28 protein-coding genes and 2 pseudogenes are annotated in these 22,822 nt (G+C 60.7%); 20 read left to right on the plus strand and 10 right to left on the minus strand.

All coding sequences use genetic code 11. The annotated features are described in order from the left end of the window. Window positions 1–66: 66 nt before the first annotated feature. On the plus strand, window positions 67–651 hold the full coding sequence (locus ACVW17_RS13910) for a TetR/AcrR family transcriptional regulator (protein ID WP_456797260.1): 585 nt from the start codon (window positions 67–69) through the stop codon (window positions 649–651). 102 nt (window positions 652–753) lie between these two features. On the opposite strand, the gene ACVW17_RS13915 is transcribed toward ACVW17_RS13910, so the two are convergent. Continuing rightward, the gene (locus ACVW17_RS13915) at window positions 754–1,914 is read right to left on the minus strand and encodes an iron-containing alcohol dehydrogenase (RefSeq protein WP_456798945.1); all 1,161 of its coding nucleotides are present in this window, start codon (window positions 1,912–1,914) and stop codon (window positions 754–756) included. A 497-nt stretch (window positions 1,915–2,411) separates the two neighbouring features. Next, window positions 2,412–2,906 (minus strand): winged helix-turn-helix transcriptional regulator, encoded by a 495-nt coding sequence (locus ACVW17_RS13920; RefSeq protein ID WP_076829753.1) that lies wholly within the window; start codon window positions 2,904–2,906, stop codon window positions 2,412–2,414. A gap of 112 nt (window positions 2,907–3,018) precedes the next feature. On the opposite strand from ACVW17_RS13920, the gene ACVW17_RS13925 reads away from it, so the two are divergent. Beyond that, window positions 3,019–4,104, plus strand: a complete 1,086-nt coding sequence (locus tag ACVW17_RS13925; protein ID WP_076829756.1) for an NmrA family NAD(P)-binding protein — start codon at window positions 3,019–3,021, stop codon at window positions 4,102–4,104. A 299-nt stretch (window positions 4,105–4,403) separates the two neighbouring features. On the opposite strand, the gene ACVW17_RS13930 is transcribed toward ACVW17_RS13925, so the two are convergent. Beyond that, complete coding sequence (locus tag ACVW17_RS13930) at window positions 4,404–5,693, minus strand: M20/M25/M40 family metallo-hydrolase (protein ID WP_456797261.1); 1,290 nt, start codon at window positions 5,691–5,693, stop codon at window positions 4,404–4,406. Between the two features lie 55 nt (window positions 5,694–5,748). Next, entirely contained in the window at window positions 5,749–6,687 is a 939-nt protein-coding gene (locus ACVW17_RS13935) for a fatty acid desaturase (RefSeq protein WP_456797262.1), read from the minus strand. A 497-nt stretch (window positions 6,688–7,184) separates the two neighbouring features. Between ACVW17_RS13935 and ACVW17_RS13940 the strand changes: the two are divergent. Next, window positions 7,185–7,346, plus strand: a pseudogene (locus tag ACVW17_RS13940) (DUF7146 domain-containing protein); the annotation flags it as partial. After that, a pseudogene (locus ACVW17_RS13945) lies at window positions 7,345–7,626 on the plus strand (DUF2493 domain-containing protein); the annotation flags it as partial. The pseudogenes ACVW17_RS13940 and ACVW17_RS13945, both read left to right, overlap by 2 nt. 73 nt (window positions 7,627–7,699) lie before the next feature. On the opposite strand, the gene ACVW17_RS13950 reads toward ACVW17_RS13945, so the two are convergent. After that, on the minus strand, window positions 7,700–8,368 hold the full coding sequence (locus ACVW17_RS13950; RefSeq protein ID WP_456797263.1) for a hypothetical protein: 669 nt from the start codon (window positions 8,366–8,368) through the stop codon (window positions 7,700–7,702). 296 nt (window positions 8,369–8,664) lie between these two features. Between ACVW17_RS13950 and ACVW17_RS13955 the strand changes: the two genes are divergently transcribed. Next, complete coding sequence (locus tag ACVW17_RS13955; protein WP_456797264.1) at window positions 8,665–9,099, plus strand: hypothetical protein; 435 nt, start codon at window positions 8,665–8,667, stop codon at window positions 9,097–9,099. Between the two features lie 261 nt (window positions 9,100–9,360). On the opposite strand, the gene ACVW17_RS13960 is transcribed toward ACVW17_RS13955, so the two are convergent. Next, on the minus strand, window positions 9,361–9,720 hold the full coding sequence (locus tag ACVW17_RS13960; RefSeq protein ID WP_456797265.1) for a hypothetical protein: 360 nt from the start codon (window positions 9,718–9,720) through the stop codon (window positions 9,361–9,363). Between ACVW17_RS13960 and ACVW17_RS13965 the strand changes: the two genes are divergently transcribed. Further along, complete coding sequence (locus ACVW17_RS13965) at window positions 9,710–10,036, plus strand: DUF736 domain-containing protein (protein ID WP_456797266.1); 327 nt, start codon at window positions 9,710–9,712, stop codon at window positions 10,034–10,036. The two genes, ACVW17_RS13960 and ACVW17_RS13965, sit on opposite strands and share 11 nt — an antisense overlap. Window positions 10,037–10,150: 114 nt before the next feature. Here ACVW17_RS13965 and ACVW17_RS13970 read toward each other — a convergent pair whose 3' ends face one another. The 3 genes from ACVW17_RS13970 to ACVW17_RS13980 all read right to left on the minus strand — a co-directional run bounded on the left by ACVW17_RS13970 (window position 10,151) and on the right by ACVW17_RS13980 (window position 10,958). After that, window positions 10,151–10,321, minus strand: coding sequence for a hypothetical protein (locus ACVW17_RS13970; protein WP_456797267.1), 171 nt, complete (start codon window positions 10,319–10,321; stop codon window positions 10,151–10,153). 42 nt (window positions 10,322–10,363) lie between these two features. Next, a complete protein-coding gene (locus tag ACVW17_RS13975) occupies window positions 10,364–10,561 on the minus strand; it encodes a hypothetical protein (protein WP_456797268.1) in 198 nt (65 codons plus the stop codon). 163 nt (window positions 10,562–10,724) lie between these two features. After that, entirely contained in the window at window positions 10,725–10,958 is a 234-nt protein-coding gene (locus ACVW17_RS13980) for a helix-turn-helix domain-containing protein (protein ID WP_157343564.1), read from the minus strand. A 231-nt stretch (window positions 10,959–11,189) separates the two neighbouring features. Here ACVW17_RS13980 and ACVW17_RS13985 point away from each other — a divergent pair, with 231 nt between their 5' ends. The 14 genes from ACVW17_RS13985 to ACVW17_RS14050 all read left to right on the plus strand — a co-directional run bounded on the left by ACVW17_RS13985 (window position 11,190) and on the right by ACVW17_RS14050 (window position 22,053). After that, entirely contained in the window at window positions 11,190–11,453 is a 264-nt protein-coding gene (locus ACVW17_RS13985) for a DUF2285 domain-containing protein (protein ID WP_456797269.1), read from the plus strand. A gap of 116 nt (window positions 11,454–11,569) precedes the next feature. Beyond that, the gene (locus ACVW17_RS13990; protein ID WP_157343568.1) at window positions 11,570–11,779 is read left to right on the plus strand and encodes a transcriptional regulator domain-containing protein; all 210 of its coding nucleotides are present in this window, start codon (window positions 11,570–11,572) and stop codon (window positions 11,777–11,779) included. A 61-nt stretch (window positions 11,780–11,840) separates the two neighbouring features. Beyond that, the gene (locus ACVW17_RS13995; RefSeq protein ID WP_456797270.1) at window positions 11,841–12,356 is read left to right on the plus strand and encodes a DUF2285 domain-containing protein; all 516 of its coding nucleotides are present in this window, start codon (window positions 11,841–11,843) and stop codon (window positions 12,354–12,356) included. Window positions 12,357–12,554: 198 nt separating this feature from the next. Further along, a complete protein-coding gene (locus tag ACVW17_RS14000; protein WP_456797271.1) occupies window positions 12,555–12,806 on the plus strand; it encodes a helix-turn-helix transcriptional regulator in 252 nt (83 codons plus the stop codon). Between the two features lie 14 nt (window positions 12,807–12,820). Further along, window positions 12,821–13,936, plus strand: coding sequence for a replication initiator protein A (locus ACVW17_RS14005; RefSeq protein ID WP_456797272.1), 1,116 nt, complete (start codon window positions 12,821–12,823; stop codon window positions 13,934–13,936). Continuing rightward, entirely contained in the window at window positions 13,933–14,571 is a 639-nt protein-coding gene (gene parA / locus ACVW17_RS14010; protein ID WP_456797273.1) for a ParA family partition ATPase, read from the plus strand. The genes ACVW17_RS14005 and parA overlap by 4 nt, the downstream gene beginning before the upstream one ends. Continuing rightward, window positions 14,568–14,822, plus strand: a complete 255-nt coding sequence (locus ACVW17_RS14015; protein ID WP_157343576.1) for a hypothetical protein — start codon at window positions 14,568–14,570, stop codon at window positions 14,820–14,822. Before parA ends, ACVW17_RS14015 begins: the two co-directional genes overlap by 4 nt. After that, window positions 14,819–15,337 (plus strand): DUF2840 domain-containing protein, encoded by a 519-nt coding sequence (locus ACVW17_RS14020; protein WP_456797274.1) that lies wholly within the window; start codon window positions 14,819–14,821, stop codon window positions 15,335–15,337. The genes ACVW17_RS14015 and ACVW17_RS14020 overlap by 4 nt, the downstream gene beginning before the upstream one ends. After that, complete coding sequence (locus tag ACVW17_RS14025; protein ID WP_456797275.1) at window positions 15,334–15,879, plus strand: S26 family signal peptidase; 546 nt, start codon at window positions 15,334–15,336, stop codon at window positions 15,877–15,879. Before ACVW17_RS14020 ends, ACVW17_RS14025 begins: the two co-directional genes overlap by 4 nt. A gap of 35 nt (window positions 15,880–15,914) precedes the next feature. Then, entirely contained in the window at window positions 15,915–16,250 is a 336-nt protein-coding gene (locus ACVW17_RS14030; RefSeq protein WP_456797276.1) for a DUF736 domain-containing protein, read from the plus strand. Between the two features lie 4 nt (window positions 16,251–16,254). After that, window positions 16,255–17,163 (plus strand): lytic transglycosylase domain-containing protein, encoded by a 909-nt coding sequence (locus tag ACVW17_RS14035; protein ID WP_456797277.1) that lies wholly within the window; start codon window positions 16,255–16,257, stop codon window positions 17,161–17,163. Between the two features lie 680 nt (window positions 17,164–17,843). After that, a complete protein-coding gene (locus tag ACVW17_RS14040; protein ID WP_456798946.1) occupies window positions 17,844–19,583 on the plus strand; it encodes a relaxase/mobilization nuclease domain-containing protein in 1,740 nt (579 codons plus the stop codon). A 42-nt stretch (window positions 19,584–19,625) separates the two neighbouring features. Next, a complete protein-coding gene (locus ACVW17_RS14045; RefSeq protein ID WP_456797278.1) occupies window positions 19,626–21,608 on the plus strand; it encodes a conjugal transfer protein TraG in 1,983 nt (660 codons plus the stop codon). Window positions 21,609–21,615: 7 nt separating this feature from the next. Next, a complete protein-coding gene (locus tag ACVW17_RS14050; RefSeq protein WP_456797279.1) occupies window positions 21,616–22,053 on the plus strand; it encodes a CopG family transcriptional regulator in 438 nt (145 codons plus the stop codon). A gap of 65 nt (window positions 22,054–22,118) precedes the next feature. On the opposite strand, the gene ACVW17_RS14055 is transcribed toward ACVW17_RS14050, so the two are convergent. After that, window positions 22,119–22,820 carry an SGNH/GDSL hydrolase family protein gene (locus tag ACVW17_RS14055; RefSeq protein ID WP_456797280.1) on the minus strand — a complete coding sequence of 234 codons (702 nt, stop codon included), beginning with the start codon at window positions 22,818–22,820 and terminating at the stop codon, window positions 22,119–22,121. Between the last annotated feature and the right edge of the window lie 2 nt (window positions 22,821–22,822).

The raw sequence follows: 22,822 nt of genomic DNA on the forward strand, positions 1-22,822 counted from the left end.
GCAGGCAGAAACAGCGGTCCATGGGATCGCTATCAGCAAGTATTTTGTTCCATGCCGGAGCAGACGATGCGTTACCCAAAGGACCACGGGCAGCACACCCGCAGACGCATCGTCGAAAGCGCATCGCGCGGTCTACGCCAGGCCGGTACCGATGGCCTAAGTGTGGCCGATCTGATGAAGCTCGCCAATTTGACGCATGGCGGTTTCTATACCTATTTTGAATCGCGCGATGCATTGGTCGTTGAAGGGTTGGCTCTGGCCATGGAGCGAACAATCATGCACTGGCTCAATCTCACGCAGGGGCTGCCCGCCGATAAGGGACTTAAAGCACTCATCGATTCCTACCTTAGCCCCCGCCACCGCGACGATCCGGGACGGGGTTGCGCGCTTCCAGCTTTGGCCGCGGATATCGGACGATCAGGCCCGGAGGCTCGGCGGACTCTTGAAAGGGGACTCGCCAAGATGATCGAAATCGTCGCTGGGTTCACCCAGGCGCGGCCAGCGGACAACGCCAGACAAGCGGCAGCTGGCGCAATTGCGACCATGGTCGGTTCGATCGTGTTGGCTCGTGCAGTAAATGATAAGCGTCTTTCTGATCTCCTGCTGGAGGCTGGCCGGCTGGCATTGAGCAATCAGGCTGCAGACGAGTGACGATCGCAGGTTGATTGCTTCGGACCGACTCCAGCTTCTCGTTGAACCGGAACGATGAGGAGGCAATGGCTGTGCCTCCACCATCGAGCGCCGTCTCTTCAGCTACGCGGCCATCCGCAGCAGCTCCACGATTTCGGCTTGATCCTTGAAGGGACGCGGATTGGCCTTGACGAAGCGATGATTGATTGCGATTTCGCTGATCTTGCCAAACTTGTCTTCTCCAATGCCAACCTCAGCGAGGCGACCTGGTAGTCCAAGTTGCCTGACGAACTCTGCAAAGGCATCAGCCGCATCCCCGCCGGGAGCACCCAAAGCTGCTGCCAAGCGCTTTTGCGCGTCGTCGGTGAACGGCCTGTTGTAGCGAAGAAGGCTCGGCATGATGACGGGCGTGCAATAGTAGTGAGGAACCCCGAAAGTCCCGCCAAGCACATGGCCGATGCCGTGACTTGCGCCCATCGGAACGCGTGCCTGCAGTCCAAAGGACGCCAGCCACGAGCCGTATTGAGACAAGCGGCGCGCCTCGAGGTCGTCGGGCTGTTGCAGAGTCCGGAGCATTCCCTCTCGCAATGTGCGAATACCCGCCAGAACCACTTCGTCAGCAAGGGGGGTGCCAGCCGGGGAGCACAAAGCTTCGATACCATGATCCATGGAACGTGTGCCCGATCCCATCCAGAGATTCGAAGGTGTATGAAGCGTGAGGGCAGGGTCGAGAATGATCGCCACCGGCATCATGTAAGGATGGAAGAATATCTGTTTCAACTTGCTGCGCTCATCGGTGACAAGGGCTGCCGCGTTGTATTCGCCACCATTCAGCGTCGACGGCACGGCGATCTGCCGAACTGCCGGCGCGCGAAACGGAGAGTGGCTCGCGCCCGGCCCCATCGGGAACGCATCGAAGCCCGCTTCATCTCTGATGTCATGTTCCATCGCCATGATCACGATCTTGGCGAGGTCAACGGCAGAACCACCACCAACGGCGACGACGAGATCGGTGTTCGCCTCCTTGGCGTGGCGGGCAACTTCGGCGGCTTGATTGCGCGTGGTATGTTGTGCAATTCCGTCGAACGTCGCGGCATGTTTGCCGGCAAGACTATGCCGGATTTTATCAATTTCCTCCGTTTTGCCGTTTAGGGTGCGGCTGACGATGAGGAAGACGCGCTTTGCTTTGAGTCGTTCCGCCTCTTCGTTGATTGCCTCAGCCGCTGGTCTGCCATAGATCACTCGATCAATTGCCGGAAAATTGTGTACACCTGCGCTACGCATCCCGATGCTCCCGTTAACATGTTGGCGGAGCAGATTGTCCATGATATTATAGTCGTCATTCAATCACTCTTTTAGGACTCGGCCATACGGAGTTGCGTCCTCCCCGATCGAGGCGACTAGCCTATGACTAACAGCGAAGCTGACGGCCCCGAAGCCAGAAGGAGAATGTGAGCATCGTCGATGGATACGTGCGAATTTTAATAATCCCTCGAACCGCAGAGATATTTTTAAAGCACCGCTGAAAGGGATCGGCAGTTCGGGCCCAATGCAGAGCGGGAGTCTTCATCTCTGCGCGATTGGTGCTGGTCCAGGCCGACTCGCACTGGCGCAGTTTGTCATCGAAGACAGAACGCGCTGAGCCCCGCCATAAGAAGGACCTGCCGCATATCGCAGCCCGCGCGCCTGGTTTGCCATGACGTTCTGGAGCACGGCGCGCTTAGAAAGCAGCGAAAGGATTCGTGAATTGCCTTGAATCGGATCACGTCAAGCTTCTAACCTCACCGACCTTGAGCTTGAGCTAGACGCCACTGCATTAAAATGTCGGCCCCCCTGCCTGCTTCTGCTTTCATCCGCGGCTCCTTGACCGGTTTGCCGGTCTCGGCGTCGACATAAGCGAGCTTCAGACCCCGACCCGAGGTCCCGTCTACAAACCGAAGCGGCGGCCCCTCAAGCTCCTCGAGATTCCACTTGTCTCCAATCTGGACCATTGCCTGAATTACGAGCGCGAGATCTCGCCCCTTCGTGGTTGGCACATATTCGTAACGTTCACGCCGTGCGTCATATTTGCGTCTCTCGATCAACCCATTCCTTTCAAGTGATTTCAACCGATCAGATAGGGTCGCATTGGTTATCTCTGTAGACTTTTTGAGATCGTCGAAGCGTTTCAGACCCAGAAGCAGGTCTCGCATGATGAGAACGCCCCATCGATCTCCGATGGCGCCCATCACGCTCGCTACAGAGCAGGCCATTCCCTCAAATCCCTTGGATCGCATTTTGTTCGCCTCATCCGATATAGGTCAGCTCCGTTGCTCCAATTATTGGAGCTTGATAAGTCTAATAATAAGAGCTACCTGATGTTTGATACATAGACAGGGGTTGAACCGAATGCCAGTTCAGGCGGCTTCCAGGATTTTTGTAATCGGAGCGACGGGGGCGCAGGGTTTGCCCGTGGTACGCGGACTTGCCGGCGATGGAAAGTATTCGGTCTTGGCGCTAAGCCGAGATCCCACTTCTGGTCGCGCCAAAGGCCTGCTTGAGTTGCCTAACGTCTCCATCCTTGAGGGCACCTTTGCCGATGAAGAGGTTCTGCGGGCAGGCTTCCGCCAGTGCGATGGAGCCTTCGTCAATTTCGATGGTTTTACCGTCGGGGAAAAAACAGAAATGTACTGGGCGATCCGTGCCTACGAGATCGCTCTCGAGGAGGGCATCCGGTTCTTTGTCTATGGAAATCTCGATTACACGCTGAAAAAAGCAGGCTACGATTCCAAGTTTCGGACTGGCCACTACGACGGGAAGGGACGCATCGGCGAGTGGATACGTTTGCAAAATCAGGCTAATCGCAATCGAATGGGTGCCGCCATCTTCACCACTGGTCCCTACATGGAGATGGCGTTCTCTTCAAGAACACCTATGACTCCGAGGATTGAAGATGGGGTCGTTACTTGGCGCCTGCCCCTCGGAGAAGGGGCCGTCGCGCACGTCGCGCTGGAAGATTGCGGCTACTATGTCCGCTGGCTCTTCGATAATTCCGAGCGCGCCAACGGGATGGATTTGGAGGTGGGGATCGAGCATGTCAAGTACGCTGATCTGGCCGCCGCCTTCGAGCGGGTTACGGGTCATGCGGCCCGGTACATCGACACAGACTTGAATAGCTATTTCGAGGGGGCCTACAAACCAGTTGCGGACAAGCCTGCAGGATATCAAGCCGACCCAAATGATAAGAGCACGATGAGCTTCCGCGATAATTTCACAGGCTTCTGGAACCAATGGAAGTACAATATCATCCGGCGTGACTACCGATTGTTGGACGAGATACACCCGCAACGGATAAAAAGCGCCGAACAATGGATCAGAAGGGAGGAGGAAATCGAACGCGCAGCGGGACGAGGCGGCCTCTGGGAGAGGCTACAACCTGAAAAACTGCAGTCTCACACGATCCTGAAGATAGGGGAGGACCGGAGGCGAGGCTGAAGGGTCGATGTGAGCATTCCGGATGAAGGCGGGTGATGCTCTCTCGGAATCACTTGCCGCGTTGGTCCAGTCGGTGAGCGACTGGACTTTGGGATGTGTTTGCACTTTGCGTTGATTGTTGGCGTCGCGATGTCCGCACGTAAAGCACGAGACATTGGCCGGGGGCAGCGGCCGCCGGTAACGCCTTTCTGGCCGATATCTGCCAACCAGCGGCTGAAGCCTCGGCCAGCGCCCAACCCCGGTGACATCCCCGCAAGAATTGTACATCCGCCGGTCGGGCGTGAGGTCTCAGCCAGAAATCAGTCCGCGCGCAGGGGACGCTTCTCCAAGACAGGTTCGCTGACGCCTTGGACGCCGACCAAGCCGAGGACCGTCAAAAGGGAACCCTGAGCTCCTTTCCAACCATCCGTCACATCAATCCATTCGTTGGGCGCGTGAAATCCGCCTGTTTTACCACCTGCACCGATTACAATCGCAGGAATGCCAAACCCCATTGGAACATTGGCATCGGTGCTCGCACCCGTCAGCAGCGTCTTTACCCCGAATGCGGTGTTCGACCTCGTGGCAGCCTGAACTATGGGGGAATCCGCGGGCGTACGCCCGCCGGGCCGATCTCCGATCATCTTGACAGCGGCCGTCAAGGTCGTGACGCTCCAACGCTTGTTTTCTTCGGACACCGCCTCATCGACAGCTGCGAGCACTCGCTTTTCTGTGGCCATCAACGCATCCATGGCTTCCGAGCGAATATCGACCGACATTTTCGCATCGGGGGAGATCGTGTTGACCGAAGTCCCGCCACTCACGGTCCCAATCGTGAAGGTAGTCCGAGGCGATTTGGGCGTCTGAATCTCTGCAATTTTGGCGATCGCGCGACCCATGCCATGGATGGCACTCGGTACGTCACCAAAAGCATTGTAGCTGTGGCCTCCAGGCCCTTTGAATTCGACGTCGAAGCGATGGCTCGCGACGCCGAGCACGAGCACTTGTCCCTGACCGGCCGGTTCGAGCCCGACCATTCCATCGATATTCCGGCGATCATCAAAAATGCGCTTCATACCGCGGAGGTTTCCTAACCCTTCTTCGCCGACATTTCCGACGATCAGAAGGTTGCCGACGGTCTCGATGTGAGCGTTATTGAGCGCCTTCGTCCAAGCAATCAATACCGCAAGGCCACGCGTGTCATCAGAAATGCCGGGCGCATAAAGTTTACCGTCGCGCTGCCTTACTTTCACGTCGGTACCGGCAGGAAAGACGGTGTCGAGGTGCGCTGAAATCAGGAGAGTTGGCCCCTGACCGCCACCCTTGCGGAAACCGACCACGTTGCCAACGGAATCTATCGCTGCGTCGGTAAGGCCGGCTTCCTTCAAGCGAGCCAAAAATGCTTCGGCCTTCTTCTCTTCGTGAAACGGGGGAGCTTCGATCTCCGTCAGCGCTATCATATCAGCGACTGTGCGATCGTGGTCGGCTTTCAATGCATCGAAAAGCTCCTGGATCTTCGGTGCGGTCACTAGCGCCGTGAAGGCCAAGTCGATTGAAGGCTTAATCACGGTGGGCGTCGGTGCAGCCGGCTCCAAGTCTTGCGCATGCATCGACCTTGTTACGCTTAACGAGGACGTCAAAGCTAACGTCAAAACGAGAGCAAAATCACGGAGAGACATGCTTCAAATTGCCTTCCATTCTCAGGTCTTGTGCATATCGTCCCACCATCAGCCCTTCGATCCGAGAGCCTTTTGAGATCAAGACAGGTCGAAGACGACGATACAGGCGAGTGTAATTGTAGAATGGGACGCTGGGCCAAAGGTGATGCATAAGGTGTAAGTTCTGCTGCAAGGTGAACAAAGCGCCTCCGGGCCACAGACTAATTCGAGTGTTCAAGTATCGCTCTGTTCTATCGAAGGGGTGATGTGGCAGCCATTGGAAGAAGATGTGAAGGATCAACATCGCCACTCGTGTTGGGATGAACCAAAGGCAGAAAAACTCCGCGGTTCGTCCCAAATACAGAGAGAGTGCGAATAGGCCGAGCGTCAAAAGAGGAACGGCGGAGACCTGCCAGAATTCGGTACCAACCAGCGCGCCGGAGATCCGATCATATCTTCTCCGCGCGACATATCGCAGAAGAGGCAGCGGCGTCAAAAACATTATGGTCGTGATGCACCATTTAGCGATCAGCGCGGACAACGTTCCTTTCCAGAGGATGTCCGGATCAGCGTGCGAATTGGTATGGGAATGATGCTTGATATGAGTGCGCTTTAGGAACGGCCACGCCATGGACATTCCGAGTGCGCCGACCCAGCCCACGACCTCGTCGAGCCAGCGGAACCTGGGGTATCCTGGCACGAGATTTCCGTGAATGCTTTCGTGGACAAGCGTGTAGTGCGCGTAAGACAGGAGAGATAGAACCGGCACGGCGCTCCACAACGGGACGATCCAAAGGAAGCCCAAGCTAGCATATGCGACAAATAGAACCGGCAGGACCAGCGCCAATATGAGAGTCGGCACTGCGATCGCAGGAGTCAGGTCTCGGGCGATCTCCCGTTCGATGTTCGGAGTTATTACGGCACCCGTACAGTTTTCTGCAATCATAATCGGTCGTCCTTTGTCATCGGGCTATACAAGACTGATGCAGTACGTTTGTAATGCCTCATATAGTACAGGTGTAATGTTTTCAATCAAGCAAATTGTTGGCTAGCTTTAGGTTGCCTGTCGAAAACAACGAACTTGAGAATGCGCTTCAAACCTTCCGAGACCGCCGAGAAGCGCGATGTCTTTAGGCAACGTGGGTTCGACAGCGGAAACGTTCTAGAGATAATGCAAGCTGCTGGTCTGACGCGCGGAACGTTCTAATCTCACTTCCAATCGAAGAAGGAGTTGCTTGTAACTGCAACAGACCTAGCCTTTCGCGAACAGCTGCTCCGAAAATCGCTTCGCTCCATAAATCCAAAAGCGGATCGCGTTCGGAAGCATCTATCGTGCGAGAACAGAAATTAATATCGGCGGATACGCCATCCCTCGACAAGGCGGCGGAGCGGAAGGTTGCGACGCCTACGAACGGGAGGAGAGGCGCCGCTCGCATGAACGGGAGCCCGACCGAGACCTGGCCGGCGATGATCGCTGCCGTCACCGATCTTTCCGACCACTTGACCGGCGCGCATCGCACCTGGCTTGACTCGGACGGCTTCAGCGAGACGACGCTCGGCAAGGCGCGGATCGACGCGCCGAAGCGGGCGATGGGCGACCTGCTTGCACGCCAGACACCCGGACATGGTGCTGCTGCACGGCGGATCGCCTAAGGGCGCTGAACTGATCGCTGCCAAATGGGCCAATACTCGCAAGGTGCCGCAAATCGCCTTCAAGCCCGACTGGACGAAGCATGCCAAGGCCGCTCCGTTCAAACGCAATGATGCGATGCTGGAGACCTTACCCATCGGCGTGATGCACTTCCCCGGCACCGGCATCCAGGACAACCTCGCCGATAAGGCCAAGAAGCTCAGAATCCCGGTCTGGAAGTACGGCGGCGCATAGACGCCGCCGCACGTCGTCGTGCAAAACGACGCGTGAGCTGAGGGCTCAATCGCGGTACAAATATCGAGTAGGCTCAGGCGTGCTCGTCATAATAATGCGAGTCATCAATGGCGCCCGATGTCTCCAGCTCAGGCCGTCTATAGCCGGTTCGACCGGCCACACGCTCAAATGTCATCATCGTCGTGAAAACGATGGAGTCCCCGTGGAACGGCTTATCCGGATCGTTCTCTCCATTGAGAGCGCCTGAGACATTTGCCACGAGCACATCGTCTCCGACGTCGAGGCTTACTTTGTCGATATAGAGCTCGTCAAAAAAAGCGTTCGTCATCGCCATCTCACCCGAGAGAGCGTCCTCGATCATCATGGGATCCTCTTGAATGAAGGACACGTTGATATACTCCTCGAGATCTCGGGTGTACCAAACCTCACCTGAAAGGTAGCCGTTTGCACTGAGAAAGCTGGACAGCTGCGACGCCAGTTCGTCAACGTTGGTTAGGCCTGTGGGAAGACCATTGAGCTGCTGCAGGCGCTGGTCCATCAAGCGCAGACCAGGTATTAGGATCGCGGCTTCATTCAAAGCAGAAAGCTGGTATGTGGGTTCGGCCCTCAAAGCCGCTGCGGTGCAATAGCCAAAGTAAGCGGCCACGATCTCGTGAGCGTGAGCGGCCCCAAGCTTGCTGCCGGTCAGATTGTTGAATGTCGTACGCAGAAAGTCTGCGCATTTCTTTTGGATCGAAGACATGGCAATCCATTTCAGTCCGGCGTCTTAATGGCAGTCACAAGCGTTTCATGACCACCGCGCGCCGGCAGAATGGTTGCCGTGGGGTGTTCGATTGGGAAATCGAGATGCCGCCTTTTGGGTCGCTTGCAGCCCAGGCGATCGGCTCCTGACGCTCAATATGGCCACTTTGGCTGTCGCACGCAACTGGATTTGTGACGATTCCGTCGCCGCCGTTTGCTGCTATACTGCGTTCGCGCCGTGGTGGTGGTGGAAGGCGCGACCGTCAGACCTTTGTCTATCTCACGGAGTCCACCACCATGTTCGCTCTCGGACCACTCCTTGTCATTGTCGGCATCGGCTTCTTCTGCTGGCTGCTGTTCACGCTTGCCGTCTTCGCGTTGCCATTCTTTGTCGGCCTCACCGTGGCCATGGGGGCCTTTCATTCCGGTGCCGGCGCCCTCGGCGGCATTCTCGTTGGCCTGGTTGCTGGCAGCGCGACTTTCTGGGTCGGCCGGTTCGCCCTGACCTTCCTACCGTGGACATGGCTTCGTGTGCTGATCATTATCCTCTTCATCGCTCCGGCCACGGTTGCGGGATACAGCGCCACGCACGGGATCGCACAAATGGCGATTCCATCCGCGACTTGGCAGTTGATCTTCTCGGTCCTTGGCGCCGTTGCCGTGAGCATCACGGCGTGCGTCCGCTTCACGGCGATGGCAGCGCCGGGGCCAAGCGGGCGCGGCATGGCGTAGGGCTGACAGCCCTCACAGCAACAGTGGTTTGGCCAGATCAGGCTTTCGCGACATGCGTCTCTTGCCACGACTGTGAGTGGGACGATGAGCGCGGTGAGGCTCTGATCTGAAGCAAACGCTCATGTTGATGCGCCCATCGGTGCAATGGCGGACCACGGCGAACTCGGGGTGAACGTGACCAACAAGCCCGGGATGACCAGTGCGTCTCGGGGGGAGGGTCGTAGTGGCGACGCCTATCTCGTCCCTCTCACATCGAGAGTTTCATCCGCCGTGAAACGTCTTGCCGGTCGCCGAAGGCATCGCGACCGTCCCCATATTCTCCTCCATGTCAGCTCCGTTTAGTTCGAGCGCACCGAACGGCCTCTCCGATGGGTGGATCTGGCCGAAGGACGGCAAAAGCCTCGATCGCCTATGGCGCAATGGCGCCGATCGACTTTCTTCCCCTGCCGGCTGCGCCGTCATTCCTCGCGAAACAAGAAAGTCGCTCTGCTGCCATCCTCCGCTGGCGCTTCGGCCCCTTCGGGGTGCGCCGTCGATCGCCTCCGGCCCGTCGATCACCATCGAGGCCGCACGGTGCGGGCTCGAAAAACAGAGATCAAGGAGAACCACCATGGCGACCATCGGCACCTTCAAGAAGACCGGCGGCAACGAGTTCACCGGCGAAATCGTCACTCTCTCGCTCCAGGCCAGGAACGTCCGGATCGTCTCTGAGACCAGCCGCTCGGGCGAGAACAGCCCCAGTCACCGGGTCTACTGCGGCCGAGTGGAGATCGGAGCCGGTTGGCCCAAGCGCTCCAACGAGGGCCGCGACTATCTGAGCCTCAAGCTCGACGATCCGAGCTTCACCGCTCCGATCTTCGCCAACCTCTTCGACGACGAGGATGGTGAGGGCTTCAGCTTGATATGGTCACGCCCCAGCCGTCGCAACGGCGACTGACCCGCCCCACAATGCCTCGCCCTGCTAGTCCGGGCGAGGCATTGCAGCGGTCAAGAGCCGCGAAGGCACCTCGTGTGCCGTGACGGACAAACGGGAGGGCGGAATCGAGGCCGATCAGCGGCCGTGAGCGGATTTGATTGGACGTCTTTGGTTGGCCTCGACCACGCTATCGACGATATCTTCCCAGTCGGGACAAATGGCGATGAGACGATCCAGCACCGTCGGATCCCGTTCGATTTGGCCGAGCGCCTGAGCGCGCCATTGGTCGTTGAAACTAATGCTCATCAGTCCCAGGCATTCGACGACTGAACTGTCGGGTCGCAAGTGCTACAGTGTTGCCGTCACGATGCCGATCCATTGTTGGATCAGATGCCACGGCTCCGCCTCGCGCCGCGCCTCCAACTTTTCTCCAAGCAGGCCAATCAGCGCGAAGAACCGCGTTGGCCATGGCTGCGGCCTGAGTTCCGTGACCAGAGCGTCCACCGTCTCGCGAATGTCGGCTGGCAAGTGCTCGTACAGAGTCATAAGGCCACTCCATCTCACCCAACATGCCCGTCCGTTTCTGAACCAGGCATGCGTTTTGGAGACAGATCAGATTTACGTAAAGCCGCCTATCAACTTATGCGTGAGGCGACTCGGAGTTGATTGATAACGCGCTGGCGCTGCGATGGAGCACAAAATTCTCGCGTTATCGCGCGCGATGAGGATGGGCCGTCGTTCGCTTGACGAGATCGGCTGCTTCGACGCCTAGCGCCTCCGCGATTCGGCCAAGCACGGTAACGCTGGCCGACACATCTGCGCGTTCAATTGCGCCGACGTAACGGACGCTCAGTCCGGCGCCATCGGCCAACTCTTCCTGCGTCATTTTCTTCACATGACGTATCCGACGCAGATTGATCGCCATGACCTCCTTGAGATCCATGGCAACAAGGGAACTCACATCGGAACGATCGTTCCAGGAACGATCGTTCCGATTCGTGCAGCGTCGTGCTATTCATATCTTCTGGCGCGGCCCGGGTTTGCCACTTCCGGGGAGCGCCGCGATGCGGTTTGCGCATCACGGCGCAAATCGCATGTGACGATTTCCCAACTTGCAAAGTTCCGGAGCTTAGATGAATTCTAACCGCTGCATCGATGCTGAGGGGCAATTGCAATGAACGAAGCGCAATTTAAAGACCGGCCACCAAAAACCGATCGCGTCAACGCTTACGACGAGAAACATCTTGCGATCTATGTCCGATTGTTGATGGCCGAAGAAGAGGGGGCCGACTGGCGTGAGGTGGTGCACGTGATCTTCGGTCTCGACCCTGCGCGAGAGCCGGATCGCGCCAAAATCGTCCATGACAGCCATCTCGCCCGCGCGCGATGGATGGTGGACGCCGGATATCAGCAGTTGTTGCAACCGCGGATGCAGTGAATTGCGCCCCAATCACACAAATTGCGATCGTGCGTGATGCAACCTATGGGTCTAGTCCCATGCAATGTCTTTACGGAAGGTGGGGCGGGGCACAGAGAAAAACGAGAAGACAGACCATGCCGACCCAGTACTGGCGCTCGCCGGAGACCATCGAACGCCTGAATCGCCTTGAGCGCCCGGGTTTTGCCCTCGAATTCCTTCGCCGCAATTCTGACTACCGCCGCGACTTCGCCCGTACCGAGCGCCAGATCGCGCGCGGCGACTCCGATGCCGATACCATCCGAATGAGTTTCGCACGTCGATGGAGGTTGCGGTGTCGCCCATGACCCAGTTTCTCCGGTTGGGCCAGAGCCACCGATCTGGCTCCCCGAGGCCTCACCGGGAACATTGATCCTGGAGCCCGCGCCGCCGGGCTTCGATACTCCCCATTCGGTTGATCGCAGCGCTTTCGGGCAGTCGCTGCTCGAGCAGCCCGATGCTGACGGCCGCGCTCTGGTGATCGTGGACGGCTCGGGTGAGCTGCATGTCCGTTTGCGCGACGAGCAGGCCGCGCGCCGCCCCGCCGTGCTTGTGCCGCTCGACAGCATTGGCGCGCTGCGGGCGGACGTAGCGCTACACTTCGCGCGCCACCTTGCCGGCCAGCGTGTGGGTCTTCTGCCGGCGGCCTTGCGGCTGACAGCATTCCAGAAGCGGCGATTGATTCAGCTGCTTCACGCCTTCGACGTCCACGACCTGGGCGGCGGTCCGCGAGACGTGGCAGCGAAGGTACTCGCCTCGGACCACGCCCATCGTCGTTCGGTCGAGTGGAAGGATTCGCACGCTCGACGCAAGGCGAATCGCCTCATTCATGACTCGATTGCCTTGGTCGAGCGCGGCTATATGAAACTCCTGCGCGGCCTCTGACCGGCACTTCGATCCCTCCGTTCGCCCTGATCTAACTAGCGCCTTGCTGACAACGCCTGGCTTCGTCTGGTTGCGACCGTTGGGGGACACAATCGAACGCGAATTTTCGTCCACCCCCAACGCCAAAGCTCTCCGCCACTCTAGCCCCGACAAGCCGCGACTTGGCTGCGGCGCTTCAAGGCAAGACGGAGATCGCCCATGCTCGACCGAACCGCGCAGCTCACGACGCGCTATGTGCGCACCTCTGAGGCCGCGCGCCTCCTCGGCCTCTCGCCGCGTACGCTCGAGAAGTATCGCTGCCATGGCAACGGTCCGACCTTCCGCAAACTCGGCGGGCGCGTCGTCTATTCCATCGGCGATCTCGAAGCCTGGGCCGATCAGTCCGCTTGCAGTTCGACATCGGACCCGCGCTACGTCGAGGCGCGCGCCGCCGGCAACGCGCATCGTTGAGGCTGCGCTCGCCCATGTCGTCGCGCCGCCTCATCACGTCGAGCGAACGAAGCAAGCTCGATCCGTTCGTCATCGCCACGGGCGATGCCAGCCCCCGCGATCAGCGCGACCTGATGGAGCGGCCCTTCTTCTCGCTCGCCAAGGTCAAACGCACCCGCCCAATCCTCTATCAGGCCGGCGACGTGCGTGTCGAAGTCTACGCAGTTCCTGAGCACGGGATGGCGACCATCTGGGATGCCGACGTGCTGATTTGGGCAGCGAGCCAGATCGTCGAAGCTGAGAACCTTGGCCTGAAGACCTCGCGCTTCCTGCGCTTCACACCCTATCAGCTTCTGATTGCGGTCGGCCGACAGACCGGGGCGCGTGACTACAAGCTGTTGAAGGGGGCACTGAGCCGTCTGCAGGCGACTGTCATCCGCACCAGCATCCGGCAGGGCGAACATTGGCGGCGTCACCAATTCTCCTGGATCAACGAATGGGAGGAATGCGCGCGGCGCGACGGCCGGGTGGAAGGCATGGAATTTGTCCTCCCCGACTGGTTCTACCGCGGTGTCATCGATCGCTCGCTCGTTCTTAGCATTGATCCGGCCTACTTCAGCCTGACGGGCGGGATCGAGCGCTGGCTCTACCGCGTCGCGCGCAAGCATGCCGGCCGTCAGCCGCGAGGATGGCTGTTCGAGGTCGCACACCTCCACGAGAAATCCGGCAGCCTCGCCAAGCCCACTGACTTCGCCTTTGACCTCCGCCGCATTGCGGCCCGTCAGCCGCTGCCAGGTTACCGCCTGAGCATCGAACGCAGGGAACGTCGCGAACTCCTGCGCATCTTGCCCGGCAAGTCATTCACAGCATCTGTGGATGGCGCTGTGAATCATCTCGGGACTTCGGGCGTTCGCGCTATCGGGACTTCGGGCGTGACCGTATCGGGATTTCGGGAGTGCGAACCACAGCTAACGCTCTGGCGAGAAGAGGCGATTTCTCGCCCTAACTTAGAGTCTAACTTAGAATCTGACTTCTGTAGCGGGGGCGTGCCTCCTGCGGATAACGCCGCGAGTGCTGATGAGCTGCCAACCAAGCACGCAAGCCAACAATTTTTGCCGCGTCCCGGCCATAAGGCGGGAGGCAAGCAATGATTGTCGCGGTGCTCAACCAGAAGGGCGGCGTCGGCAAGACGACGCTGGCCCTGCACCTCGCCGGCGAATGGGCGCTACGCGGAAAGCGCGTAACGCTGATCGATGCCGACCCTCAGGGCTCGGCATTGGACTGGTCGCAGCAGCGGGCGCGCGAGAACATCGCACGGCTATTCGGTGTCGTTGGCCTTGCGCGCGATACGCTCCACCGCGAAGCGCCGGAGATCGCACGCACCGCTGATCATGTCGTCATTGACGGGCCACCGCGCGTCGCTGGATTGATGCGTTCCGCGCTGCTGGCGGCCGACCTGGTGCTGATCCCCGTGCAACCCTCGCCGTTCGACGGCTGGGCATCGGCAGAGATGCTTGATCTGGTACGCGAAGCCCGCATCTATCGTCCGCAGCTTGCCGCTCGCTTTGTGCTCAATCGCTGCGGCGCGCGCACGATTATCGCGCGCGAAGCGGCTGAGGTTCTTGCCGATCATGACCCGCCGGTGCTCGCCAGCACGATCGGCCAACGCGTCATCTTCGCCGACGCCGCACAGTCGGGCCGGCTCGTCTTCGAGTTCGCCGAGCAGAACGCTGCCGCTCGCGAGATCGCCGCGCTCGCCGCCGAGGTTGCGAGGTTCGCGCCATGAGTGAGCGCTCCAACAAGCGCGGCTTCGCTTCGCGTCCCGGCGATGCCGAAAGCTGGATCAAGGCCAGCGACGCACCGCCACGCCGCGTGGATGAGGGGGCCGCATTCACCGCACGTCTGACCATCGACGTCACGCCGGCGCTGCGCGGCCGCATCAAGGTGGCCGCCTTCCATCGCGGCGTCACCGTCGCCGACATGCTGCGCGAATTGCTGGCGCGAGAGTTCCCTGCAGACACCGGAGAGCGGTCATGAACGATAATGAGGCTTTGCCGCCGCGTGCCGTGCCACCTTCGCACCGGCGCGACGTTGTATTCACCCATGTCGAGCTGACCTGGATCGAGAAGCGGATTGAGCACTGGCTGCGCTTCGGCCGTCGCGCGGAAGAAAAGATCCTCGACCGTCGCCGCAGCATCTCAAGTTTTGCACCCGGCAGCATCTTCGGCTTCGTCCGCTGGGCCTCGAACGACTATGGCACCGTCGTGTCGCGCATGGACATCGTGCGCGCGGTCGAGCTCGGCCAGCGCTATCAGACGCTGCCATTCGTCCGCCCCGGCGGCGAGATCTTGCTGCGCGTTGATAGCTGGCCGAAGGTCGAGCGCGCCTTGCAGGCGGTCGACGCCATCGAGGCGCTCGCCATCGATCCAGCCGACGCTGCCCCCGAATATTGGCGTCATCTCCACAACCGTCTCGCCGCCGACCACGTGCCGCGCGCCTACACGCGCGAGCAGCATGTCGCCTGGCTCAAGCGCCGGAGCGTTACGCCATGAGCCGATTTGGCTACGTCCTGTTGACGTACATCGCGGCGCTTGTCGCCGGCGGCTTGGTGTTCGTTCATCCGGCAACGCGACTGATCTGGAACGCTACCGCGAGTACGCCGATAGGGCTCTACGCGCTGCATCCGCTAGGACGGCTACATGCCCTTGAACTGGTCGTGGTGCGGCTGCCAGAGCCGATCGCGAACGTCCTCGCAGATGGCGGCTTCCTTCCGAAGGGTGTGCCGCTGCTGAAGCACGTGATGGCGCAGGTTGGACAGACTGTGTGTCGGTCCGGAGATGCCATCACTGTCGATGACGTCGACGTCGGTGCCGCGCACGATCGCGACCATCTTGGCAGGCCACTGCCGCGTTGGAGCGGCTGCTACACGCTGCGGTCTGACGAGGTCTTCCTCATGAACCCGACTGTCCCGGACAGCCTGGATGGTCGCTACTTCGGCTTACTGCCCGTCAGCTCCATCGTAGCGCGTGCGATCCCGCTTTGGACCGATGAATCCGCCGATGGCCGCTTCGTCTGGCGCGCGGCCACCCATTAGCCCGCTTCTCAACCCGCCAAGTAAGGAGATCTCCCATGGCACCAATCGGCCAATTCACTCGCGATAAGTCCGGCTTTACCGGGCGCTTAGAGACGCTTTTCTTCGAGCGGATTCTCACCCTCGTCCCGGCCGAATCCTCGGATGCCGAGAACGCGCCGGACTACCGCATCCGCCTCGGTGATGCCGACGGCCCGGAGATCGGCGCTGGCTGGAAACGCACCGGCGAAAAGGCCGGCGAGTATGTTTCGCTCATCATCGACGACCCGGCGCTGCCGCGGCCAATCCGCGCCAATCTCTTCCAGTCCGGCGATGACAAATCGGCCTGGACGCTGAACTGGAATCGTCTGCCTCAGCGCGCCGAACGGGACTGATTGCATGCAGGGACCCGTCACGCGTGCAGCCAACAATGCCCATCGAAACTTCTTCCCTTTGCTCGCGGCAAGGCCGTCTCTTCCCTCCGGTCCGCGCAACCGTCGGCTGGCCGCCGCGCACAAGGGTGGTCAAACCGCCGGTCTGTGCGCATCGCCGGTAGGTGGCACGACGCCTCGCCGTGATGGCAGAGGCTCGGCGGGCTTGGCCGTTCTCCTCCTTACCGGCCTGCTGGTGATTGGCGGTTCAATGCCGGCAGTGTCAGCAGAGAAGCCGCCGGCGCGCGGTCAACTGGCGACCGATCGCTATGTTACTTTCGTGACGGAAGCCGCACAGCGCTTTGGCATTCCGACTGCATGGATTCGTGCCGTCATGCGGGTGGAAAGCAACGGGGATCGGCGTGCAGCCTCACCTAAAGGTGCGCTCGGCGTCATGCAACTCATGCCCAAGACCTGGGCGGAGCTGCGCGCGCGCTACGGTCTCGGGCGCGATCCGTTCGATCCCCGTGACAACATCCTCGCTGGTGCCGCTTTCCTTCGCGAACTGCACGACCGCTACGGTTCGCCGGGCTTCCTTGCGGCCTACAATGCGGGGCCCGGCCGTTACGAGGAGTTTCGCGATCGACATCGTCCACTGCCCGCGGAAACCGTCGCTTATGTGGCGACCATCGCCCCTTTTGTCGATGCGGAAGGGGCGCCAGGACCTCTCCTCCTCGCGGCCTCTTCTCGTCTATCCTGGACGCGGGCGCCGCTCTTTTTCGACCACGTTGACGGGCCGTCATCTGCCGCGAAAGTGACAGTCGATCGACCGGCGCGCGACAGGCCGGCTGCGGTTCCCGTGCACGATCTCTCAGCGATCGTGCCGCAGTCGGAAGACCTCTTCGTTGCGCTCTCGACAACGGGACGATCGCAATGACTGGACAGCATCATCAACATCGACGCTCAGATTGGCGCACGCTGGCGCCCCTTGGCGGACATTCGGTTTTCATTCGAAACGCTGCAACACGATCATGACGCTCAAACTTTCGGGCTTGCTACTAAACGACCCTCGCTCACACGGGCAAGGGTTCGCGGAGGAGTGCGGAGATAACGTGCTGAGCGCATACTGGCGATGCCTTCGGCCCGCGCTCTACTCGTCGCTTCGCTCCTCACCGAACCACCCTGCGAGTGTCTCGGCCCTTCGGGTGACGATCGCTATCGCAAGCGCTCGCTTCGCTCGCAAACGGTGGCCGCTTCGCAAGTCAACTGACAAGTCGCCGCGGCCATTTCGCAATGAATCGGCCACCAGCCGACGTGTTCGAGCAGGCGCTATTGAAAAATCTACCGCAACGACCCGAATTGCATTTTGTCGCAAATCGCCGCGAGTACCGAGGATCTGTTGGCTTGGAAGCTGGGCCCTGGGAACCAGCGACCGGGAGACCACGACAACGACCGAACGAGGGCGAGATAAAAGGCCGCAATGTGCGGCTCGGTCGGTCGGTTGTTGTTGCTTTGGTTTTGGGCTGATCCGGCAATGTGAGGCCTCGGCACGCAATGTGCGCCTCACCATCAACTCATTGTACGGATTCTGCATTTCGCACATTGCCGGGGTTGGCCATGGCTGAGGAGAAGGAATTTCAGCCGCGGCCTGGCCGCATCCGCTCCTCGCGGAGCCAGCGTGCCAAGCCATTCATCGCCCAGGCGCTAGCCGCGGCTCAGCGCGCCGGCGGCGGCGTTTCGCGAGCAGGCCATCTGACCAGCCACCGTCATTCGCGCTTCGGCCGCGGCCGGGTCGCCAGCGAACGGGCGAACCGTCTGCTCACGGGACGCTCGCGCCTGGTGACAATCAAGACCCGCGTCGTCCGTCATAAGGCGCGTTCCGCGCCGCTCGCCGGGCATCTCGGCTATCTCCGGCGCGAGGGCGTCACCCGGGACGGGGAGAAGGCCCGTCTGTTCGGCCCCGACACCGACGATGCCGATCCAAAGGGCTTCGGTGAGCGCTGCCAGAATGATCGGCACCATTTCCGGTTCATCGTCTCGCCGGAGGACGCGCCTGAGATGGCGGACCTCAAGGGCTTCGCCCGTGAACTGGTCGGCCAAATGGAGAGGGATCTCGGGACCAGGCTCGACTGGGTCGCCGTCGATCACTGGAATACCCAGCACCCTCACGTCCACATCCTCGTGCGCGGCGTCGCTGAGGACGGCCAGGATCTCGTGATCTCCCGTGATTACATCAAGGAAGGAATGCGTGCTCGCGCGCAGGGCCTGGTCACACAGGAGCTCGGACCGCGCTCCGATCTCGACATTCACCGCTCGCTCGAGAGCCAGGTCGAAGCCGAGCGCTGGACACAGCTTGACCGCCAGCTCGTTCGCGACGCGGGTCGCCACGGCATCATCGACCTTGCGCCCAATCAGACGCAGCAGCCCGATCAGTTCCATACGCTGAAAGTCGGCCGGCTCCGGCGCCTGGAGAGCCTTGGCCTTGCGCATCAGATCGGGCCCGGCCAATGGGTCATGGACGAGGGCGCCGAGACAACCTTGCGCGAGCTCGGTGATCGCGGCGACATCATCAAGCGCATCCACCGCAGCCTGACCGAACGCGGCATCGCGCGCGGGACGGCGAGCTACGTACTATCAGGCGAAAGCCTCGACGTCCCCGTCATCGGACGTCTCGTCGATCGCGGTCTCGATGATGAACTCAAGGCGACCGCCTATGCCGTGGTCGACGGAATCGATGGCCGTACTCACCATATCAAGTTCCCCGATCTCGACGCCGCCGGTGACAGTGTCCCGGGGTCGATCGTCGAGCTCCGCAAGTTCGACGACGCGCGAGGCCAGCGTCGCGTGGCATTGGCCGTCCGCTCCGATCTGTCAATCGAAGCGCAGGTCACGGCAAGTGGCGCGACATGGCTTGACCGGCAAGCGATCGCCCGCGATCCGGTGGCGCTTGGCCAGGCCGGGTTCGGCGCCGAGGTTCGAGAAGCCATGGAACGCCGCGCAGAGCAGCTCCTCGAGCAAGGGTTGGCCGAACGTCAGCAGCGTGGGCTGGTGTTCGCAAAGAACATCATCGGTACGCTGCGCCGCCGGGAGTTAGAGGCTCTCGGTGAGCGGCTCACCGCCGAGACGGGCCAGCCCTTCAATCCATCGGCGACCGGTGAATATGTCGCCGGCACCTATCGGCAGCGCTTCGCGCTCGCCTCCGGCCGCTTCGCGATGATCGATGACGGTCTCGGCTTCCAGCTCGTGCCGTGGACGCCCTCGCTCGAAAAGCAGCTAGGTCGGCATGTCTCCGGTGTCACCCGCGATGACGGTGGCGTCGATTGGGGATTCGGGCGCAACCGGGGAATCGGCCTGTGAGCCATCGCTCCCATCATCGAATCTAGAGAAAGGGCCGCCATCATGTCCGCGACCAAAATACTCTGGGGCCAGGTCATCACTGTCTTGGTGATCGTCCTGCTGACGTTCTGGACCGCGACGGAATGGACGGCATGGCGGCTCGGCTTCCAAGCACAACTGGGGCAGCCTTGGTTCGAGCTGTTCCATTTTCCGTTCTACTTTCCGCCAGCCTTCTTGTGGTGGTGGTACGCCTACGATGCTTATGCGCCACATATCTTCATCGAGGGCGCCTATATCGCGGCATCCGGCGGCATCATCGCCGCGGTTGTCGCGATCGGGATGTCGGTCTGGCGCGCCGGCGAAGCGAAGAATGCCGAGACTTATGGCTCCGCACGGTGGGCCGAGGCGAAAGAGATCGCGCAGGCTGGTCTGCTCGGGCCCGACGGCGTGGTTCTCGGCCGGTTCGAGCGCACCTATCTCCGCCATGATGGACCGGAGCACGTCCTGTGCTTCGCGCCGACGCGGAGCGGCAAGGGCGTTGGGCTCGTCATCCCGTCGCTGCTGACCTGGCCTGGCTCGGCGATTGTCCACGACATCAAGGGCGAGAACTGGCAGCTCACCGCCGGCTTTCGCGCGCGGCACGGCCGCGTTCTTCTATTCGATCCGACCAATGCAAAATCGTCGGCCTACAACCCGCTACTGGAGGTCCGGCACGGCGAATGGGAGGTGCGGGACGTCCAGAACATTGCCGACATTCTGGTCGATCCCGAGGGCAGCCTCGAGAAGCGAAACCACTGGGAGAAGACAAGTCACGCGCTCCTGGTCGGTGCAATCCTCCACGTCCTCTATGCCGACGAGGACAAGACGCTCGCCGGAGTCGCGGCCTTCCTGTCCGATCCCAAGCGGCCGATCGAATCGACGCTCGCCGCGATGATGCGCACCGCACATCTCGGTGAGGCCGGCGTGCATCCGGTCGTCGCCTCCGCTGCGCGCGAGCTCTTAAACAAGTCCGGCAATGAGCGCTCCGGTGTCCTCAGCACAGCGATGTCGTTCCTGGGCCTCTACCGTGATCCCGTCGTCGCGGAAGTGACGCGGCGCTGCGACTGGCGGATCACCGATATTGTCGGCGGAGACCGAGCGACGACGCTGTACCTGGTCGTTCCGCCGTCGGACATCAACCGGACCAAGCCGTTGATCCGACTGATCCTCAACCAGATTGGCCGCCGCCTGACCGAGGATCTTCAGGCCAAGGCCGGCCGACGCCGGCTTCTCCTGATGCTCGACGAATTCCCGGCGCTCGGCCGGCTCGATTTCTTTGAGTCGGCGCTGGCCTTCATGGCCGGTTACGGCATCAAGAGTTTTCTGATCGCCCAGTCGCTGAACCAGATCGAGAAGGCGTACGGGCCAAACAACTCGATCCTCGACAATTGTCACGTCCGGGTCAGCTTCGCGACCAATGACGAAAGGACGGCCAAGCGGGTGTCCGACGCGCTAGGCATGGCGACCGAAATGAAGGCAATGAAGAACTATGCCGGCAGCCGGCTGGCACCTTGGCTTGGTCACCTCATGGTGTCGCGGTCGGAGACCGCCCGCCCGCTACTGACCCCCGGCGAGATGATGCAACTCCCGCCATCAGATGAGATCGTCATGATGTCAGGGCTCCATCCGATCCGCGCCAAGAAGGCACGCTATTACGAGGACCGACGGTTCCAGGAACGCATCCTGGCGCCGCCGGTGCTGACCAAGCCCAAGGACAACCGGCTGGACGATTGGAGTTCGCGGCCACTGCCGCCGCGCCCGGTAGCGGCACCGGCCTCGGCGATCGATGAATCCGACACAGAGGACCCGAAGACGGCTGACCGCCGGCAGCAACCGGAACTGGCTCGTGACACCGTGGAGAGGAGAGAGCCCCTCGATAACGAGTTCGCCTCGGAATTTGCCGACGAACTCGAGGAAGATGCTCCGCGGATCGGGCGTCTCAACGACATGATGCAGGGCGTCGCGCGCCAGGCATCGCTCGATCCCGGCGACGATCTCGGATTGTGAGGCAGGCATGACTGCGCCAAAGAAGAAGGCCCAGATGTCGGTGTATCTCGATCCTGATGTCATGAAGTCCCTGTCGGCCTACGCGACTCGGCGTGAGCAATCGCTGTCGTTCATCGCCGAAGTCGCCATCGCGTCCTTCCTGTCACCGGACTCCGACGAGCGGCGGGAGGCGGCTATTGCCAAGCGACTCGATCAAGTCGATCGCCGCATCGCGCGGCTCGAGCGCGATATGGGGATCTCAGTCGAGACCTTGGCCTTGTTCGTTCGATTCTGGCTCACGACGACACCGCCGCTCCCCGAGTCGGCTGCAAAGGCGGCGAGGGCGCAGGGGGGCGCGCGGTGGGACAATTTCGTGGCGGCGCTCGGGCGACGGCTCAGTCAAGGGCCAAAACTGCGACAGGAAATCCCGGAGGATATTCAGGAGGGAGAGCCGACGGGAGGGTAGCGCCTTATCGTCCAATGATCGCTCACCGCGTGGATGGAAATCCAACCGCGGTGGCGACGCCTGGCTCAGTCGGGGGCAGCCGCTTCGGTCAAGCCGTCACAAAGGGCCTGAGCTAAGCAATTGTAGCTCCAATCATTCTGGTGCAGCCAATTGCCGTCGAAGTTGCTGATCATCTGGTCGATCGGGATACCGCGGTTGATGTGCCAGTAGCGCATGATGTCGAAGCGGCGGAAGAGCGCGACATCGCGCTTGGTCGCAATCGTTTCGATGATCCGGAGCATGTCTTGCGTGGTGGCCGTCGGCGTCTCGTCTTTTTGAAGCAACGCAGGGGCGTATTGAAGATCCATCAAGACGAGGTCGGCGTTCGTTCCTGACAGATGATCGATGCCACGGATAATTGCCGCTCCGACATCGTCTAAAAAGTAGTCCTTCCAAGCCGCATTGGTGCCGACCTGCCAAATCACCAAGCTTGGATCGAACGAGATGACCTCTTTCTTGAACCGCGCGGCTTCGTTCGGCGCTTCATCGCCGTTTACGCCGGCGTTGTGCATATTGATCTTGCGGCCCGGAAAGCGGCCGGCAAGTGCGGCCGCGAGCCTGTCTACGTACCCGTTGCCCGGGCTTGCTCCCTCCCCGAAGGTCGAGGATGAACCGATAGCGACGATGCTGACGTCGCCTGTACTTCGCAACGCCTCGGCGAGCCGGGGCAGCGGCTGCCCCAGCGAAGTCAATTCCGGCGGCGTCTCGCAGCTGGGGGGGGCCGGCATCT

It is taken from the genome of Bradyrhizobium sp. USDA 4473 (assembly GCF_054063335.1).

Excerpts from the sequence above, each read along its gene's own strand:
- ACVW17_RS13910 (WP_456797260.1), top strand. The coding sequence starts at position 67 with ATGCGTTACCCAAAGGACCACGGGCAGCACACCCGCAGACGCATCGTC.
- ACVW17_RS13915 (WP_456798945.1), bottom strand. The coding sequence starts at position 1,914 with ATGCGTAGCGCAGGTGTACACAATTTTCCGGCAATTGATCGAGTGATC.
- ACVW17_RS13920 (WP_076829753.1), bottom strand. The coding sequence starts at position 2,906 with ATGCGATCCAAGGGATTTGAGGGAATGGCCTGCTCTGTAGCGAGCGTG.
- ACVW17_RS13925 (WP_076829756.1), top strand. The coding sequence starts at position 3,019 with ATGCCAGTTCAGGCGGCTTCCAGGATTTTTGTAATCGGAGCGACGGGG.
- ACVW17_RS13930 (WP_456797261.1), bottom strand. The coding sequence starts at position 5,693 with ATGCATGCGCAAGACTTGGAGCCGGCTGCACCGACGCCCACCGTGATT.
- ACVW17_RS13935 (WP_456797262.1), bottom strand. The coding sequence starts at position 6,687 with ATGATTGCAGAAAACTGTACGGGTGCCGTAATAACTCCGAACATCGAA.
- ACVW17_RS13950 (WP_456797263.1), bottom strand. The coding sequence starts at position 8,368 with ATGTCTTCGATCCAAAAGAAATGCGCAGACTTTCTGCGTACGACATTC.
- ACVW17_RS13955 (WP_456797264.1), top strand. The coding sequence starts at position 8,665 with ATGTTCGCTCTCGGACCACTCCTTGTCATTGTCGGCATCGGCTTCTTC.
- ACVW17_RS13965 (WP_456797266.1), top strand. The coding sequence starts at position 9,710 with ATGGCGACCATCGGCACCTTCAAGAAGACCGGCGGCAACGAGTTCACC.
- ACVW17_RS13960 (WP_456797265.1), bottom strand. The coding sequence starts at position 9,720 with ATGGTCGCCATGGTGGTTCTCCTTGATCTCTGTTTTTCGAGCCCGCAC.
- ACVW17_RS13970 (WP_456797267.1), bottom strand. The coding sequence starts at position 10,321 with ATGAGCATTAGTTTCAACGACCAATGGCGCGCTCAGGCGCTCGGCCAA.
- ACVW17_RS13975 (WP_456797268.1), bottom strand. The coding sequence starts at position 10,561 with ATGACTCTGTACGAGCACTTGCCAGCCGACATTCGCGAGACGGTGGAC.
- ACVW17_RS13980 (WP_157343564.1), bottom strand. The coding sequence starts at position 10,958 with ATGGATCTCAAGGAGGTCATGGCGATCAATCTGCGTCGGATACGTCAT.
- ACVW17_RS13985 (WP_456797269.1), top strand. The coding sequence starts at position 11,190 with ATGAACGAAGCGCAATTTAAAGACCGGCCACCAAAAACCGATCGCGTC.
- ACVW17_RS13990 (WP_157343568.1), top strand. The coding sequence starts at position 11,570 with ATGCCGACCCAGTACTGGCGCTCGCCGGAGACCATCGAACGCCTGAAT.
- ACVW17_RS14000 (WP_456797271.1), top strand. The coding sequence starts at position 12,555 with ATGCTCGACCGAACCGCGCAGCTCACGACGCGCTATGTGCGCACCTCT.
- ACVW17_RS14005 (WP_456797272.1), top strand. The coding sequence starts at position 12,821 with ATGTCGTCGCGCCGCCTCATCACGTCGAGCGAACGAAGCAAGCTCGAT.
- parA (WP_456797273.1), top strand. The coding sequence starts at position 13,933 with ATGATTGTCGCGGTGCTCAACCAGAAGGGCGGCGTCGGCAAGACGACG.
- ACVW17_RS14015 (WP_157343576.1), top strand. The coding sequence starts at position 14,568 with ATGAGTGAGCGCTCCAACAAGCGCGGCTTCGCTTCGCGTCCCGGCGAT.
- ACVW17_RS14020 (WP_456797274.1), top strand. The coding sequence starts at position 14,819 with ATGAACGATAATGAGGCTTTGCCGCCGCGTGCCGTGCCACCTTCGCAC.
- ACVW17_RS14025 (WP_456797275.1), top strand. The coding sequence starts at position 15,334 with ATGAGCCGATTTGGCTACGTCCTGTTGACGTACATCGCGGCGCTTGTC.
- ACVW17_RS14030 (WP_456797276.1), top strand. The coding sequence starts at position 15,915 with ATGGCACCAATCGGCCAATTCACTCGCGATAAGTCCGGCTTTACCGGG.
- ACVW17_RS14035 (WP_456797277.1), top strand. The coding sequence starts at position 16,255 with ATGCAGGGACCCGTCACGCGTGCAGCCAACAATGCCCATCGAAACTTC.
- ACVW17_RS14040 (WP_456798946.1), top strand. The coding sequence starts at position 17,844 with ATGGCTGAGGAGAAGGAATTTCAGCCGCGGCCTGGCCGCATCCGCTCC.
- ACVW17_RS14045 (WP_456797278.1), top strand. The coding sequence starts at position 19,626 with ATGTCCGCGACCAAAATACTCTGGGGCCAGGTCATCACTGTCTTGGTG.
- ACVW17_RS14050 (WP_456797279.1), top strand. The coding sequence starts at position 21,616 with ATGACTGCGCCAAAGAAGAAGGCCCAGATGTCGGTGTATCTCGATCCT.
- ACVW17_RS14055 (WP_456797280.1), bottom strand. The coding sequence starts at position 22,820 with ATGCCGGCCCCCCCCAGCTGCGAGACGCCGCCGGAATTGACTTCGCTG.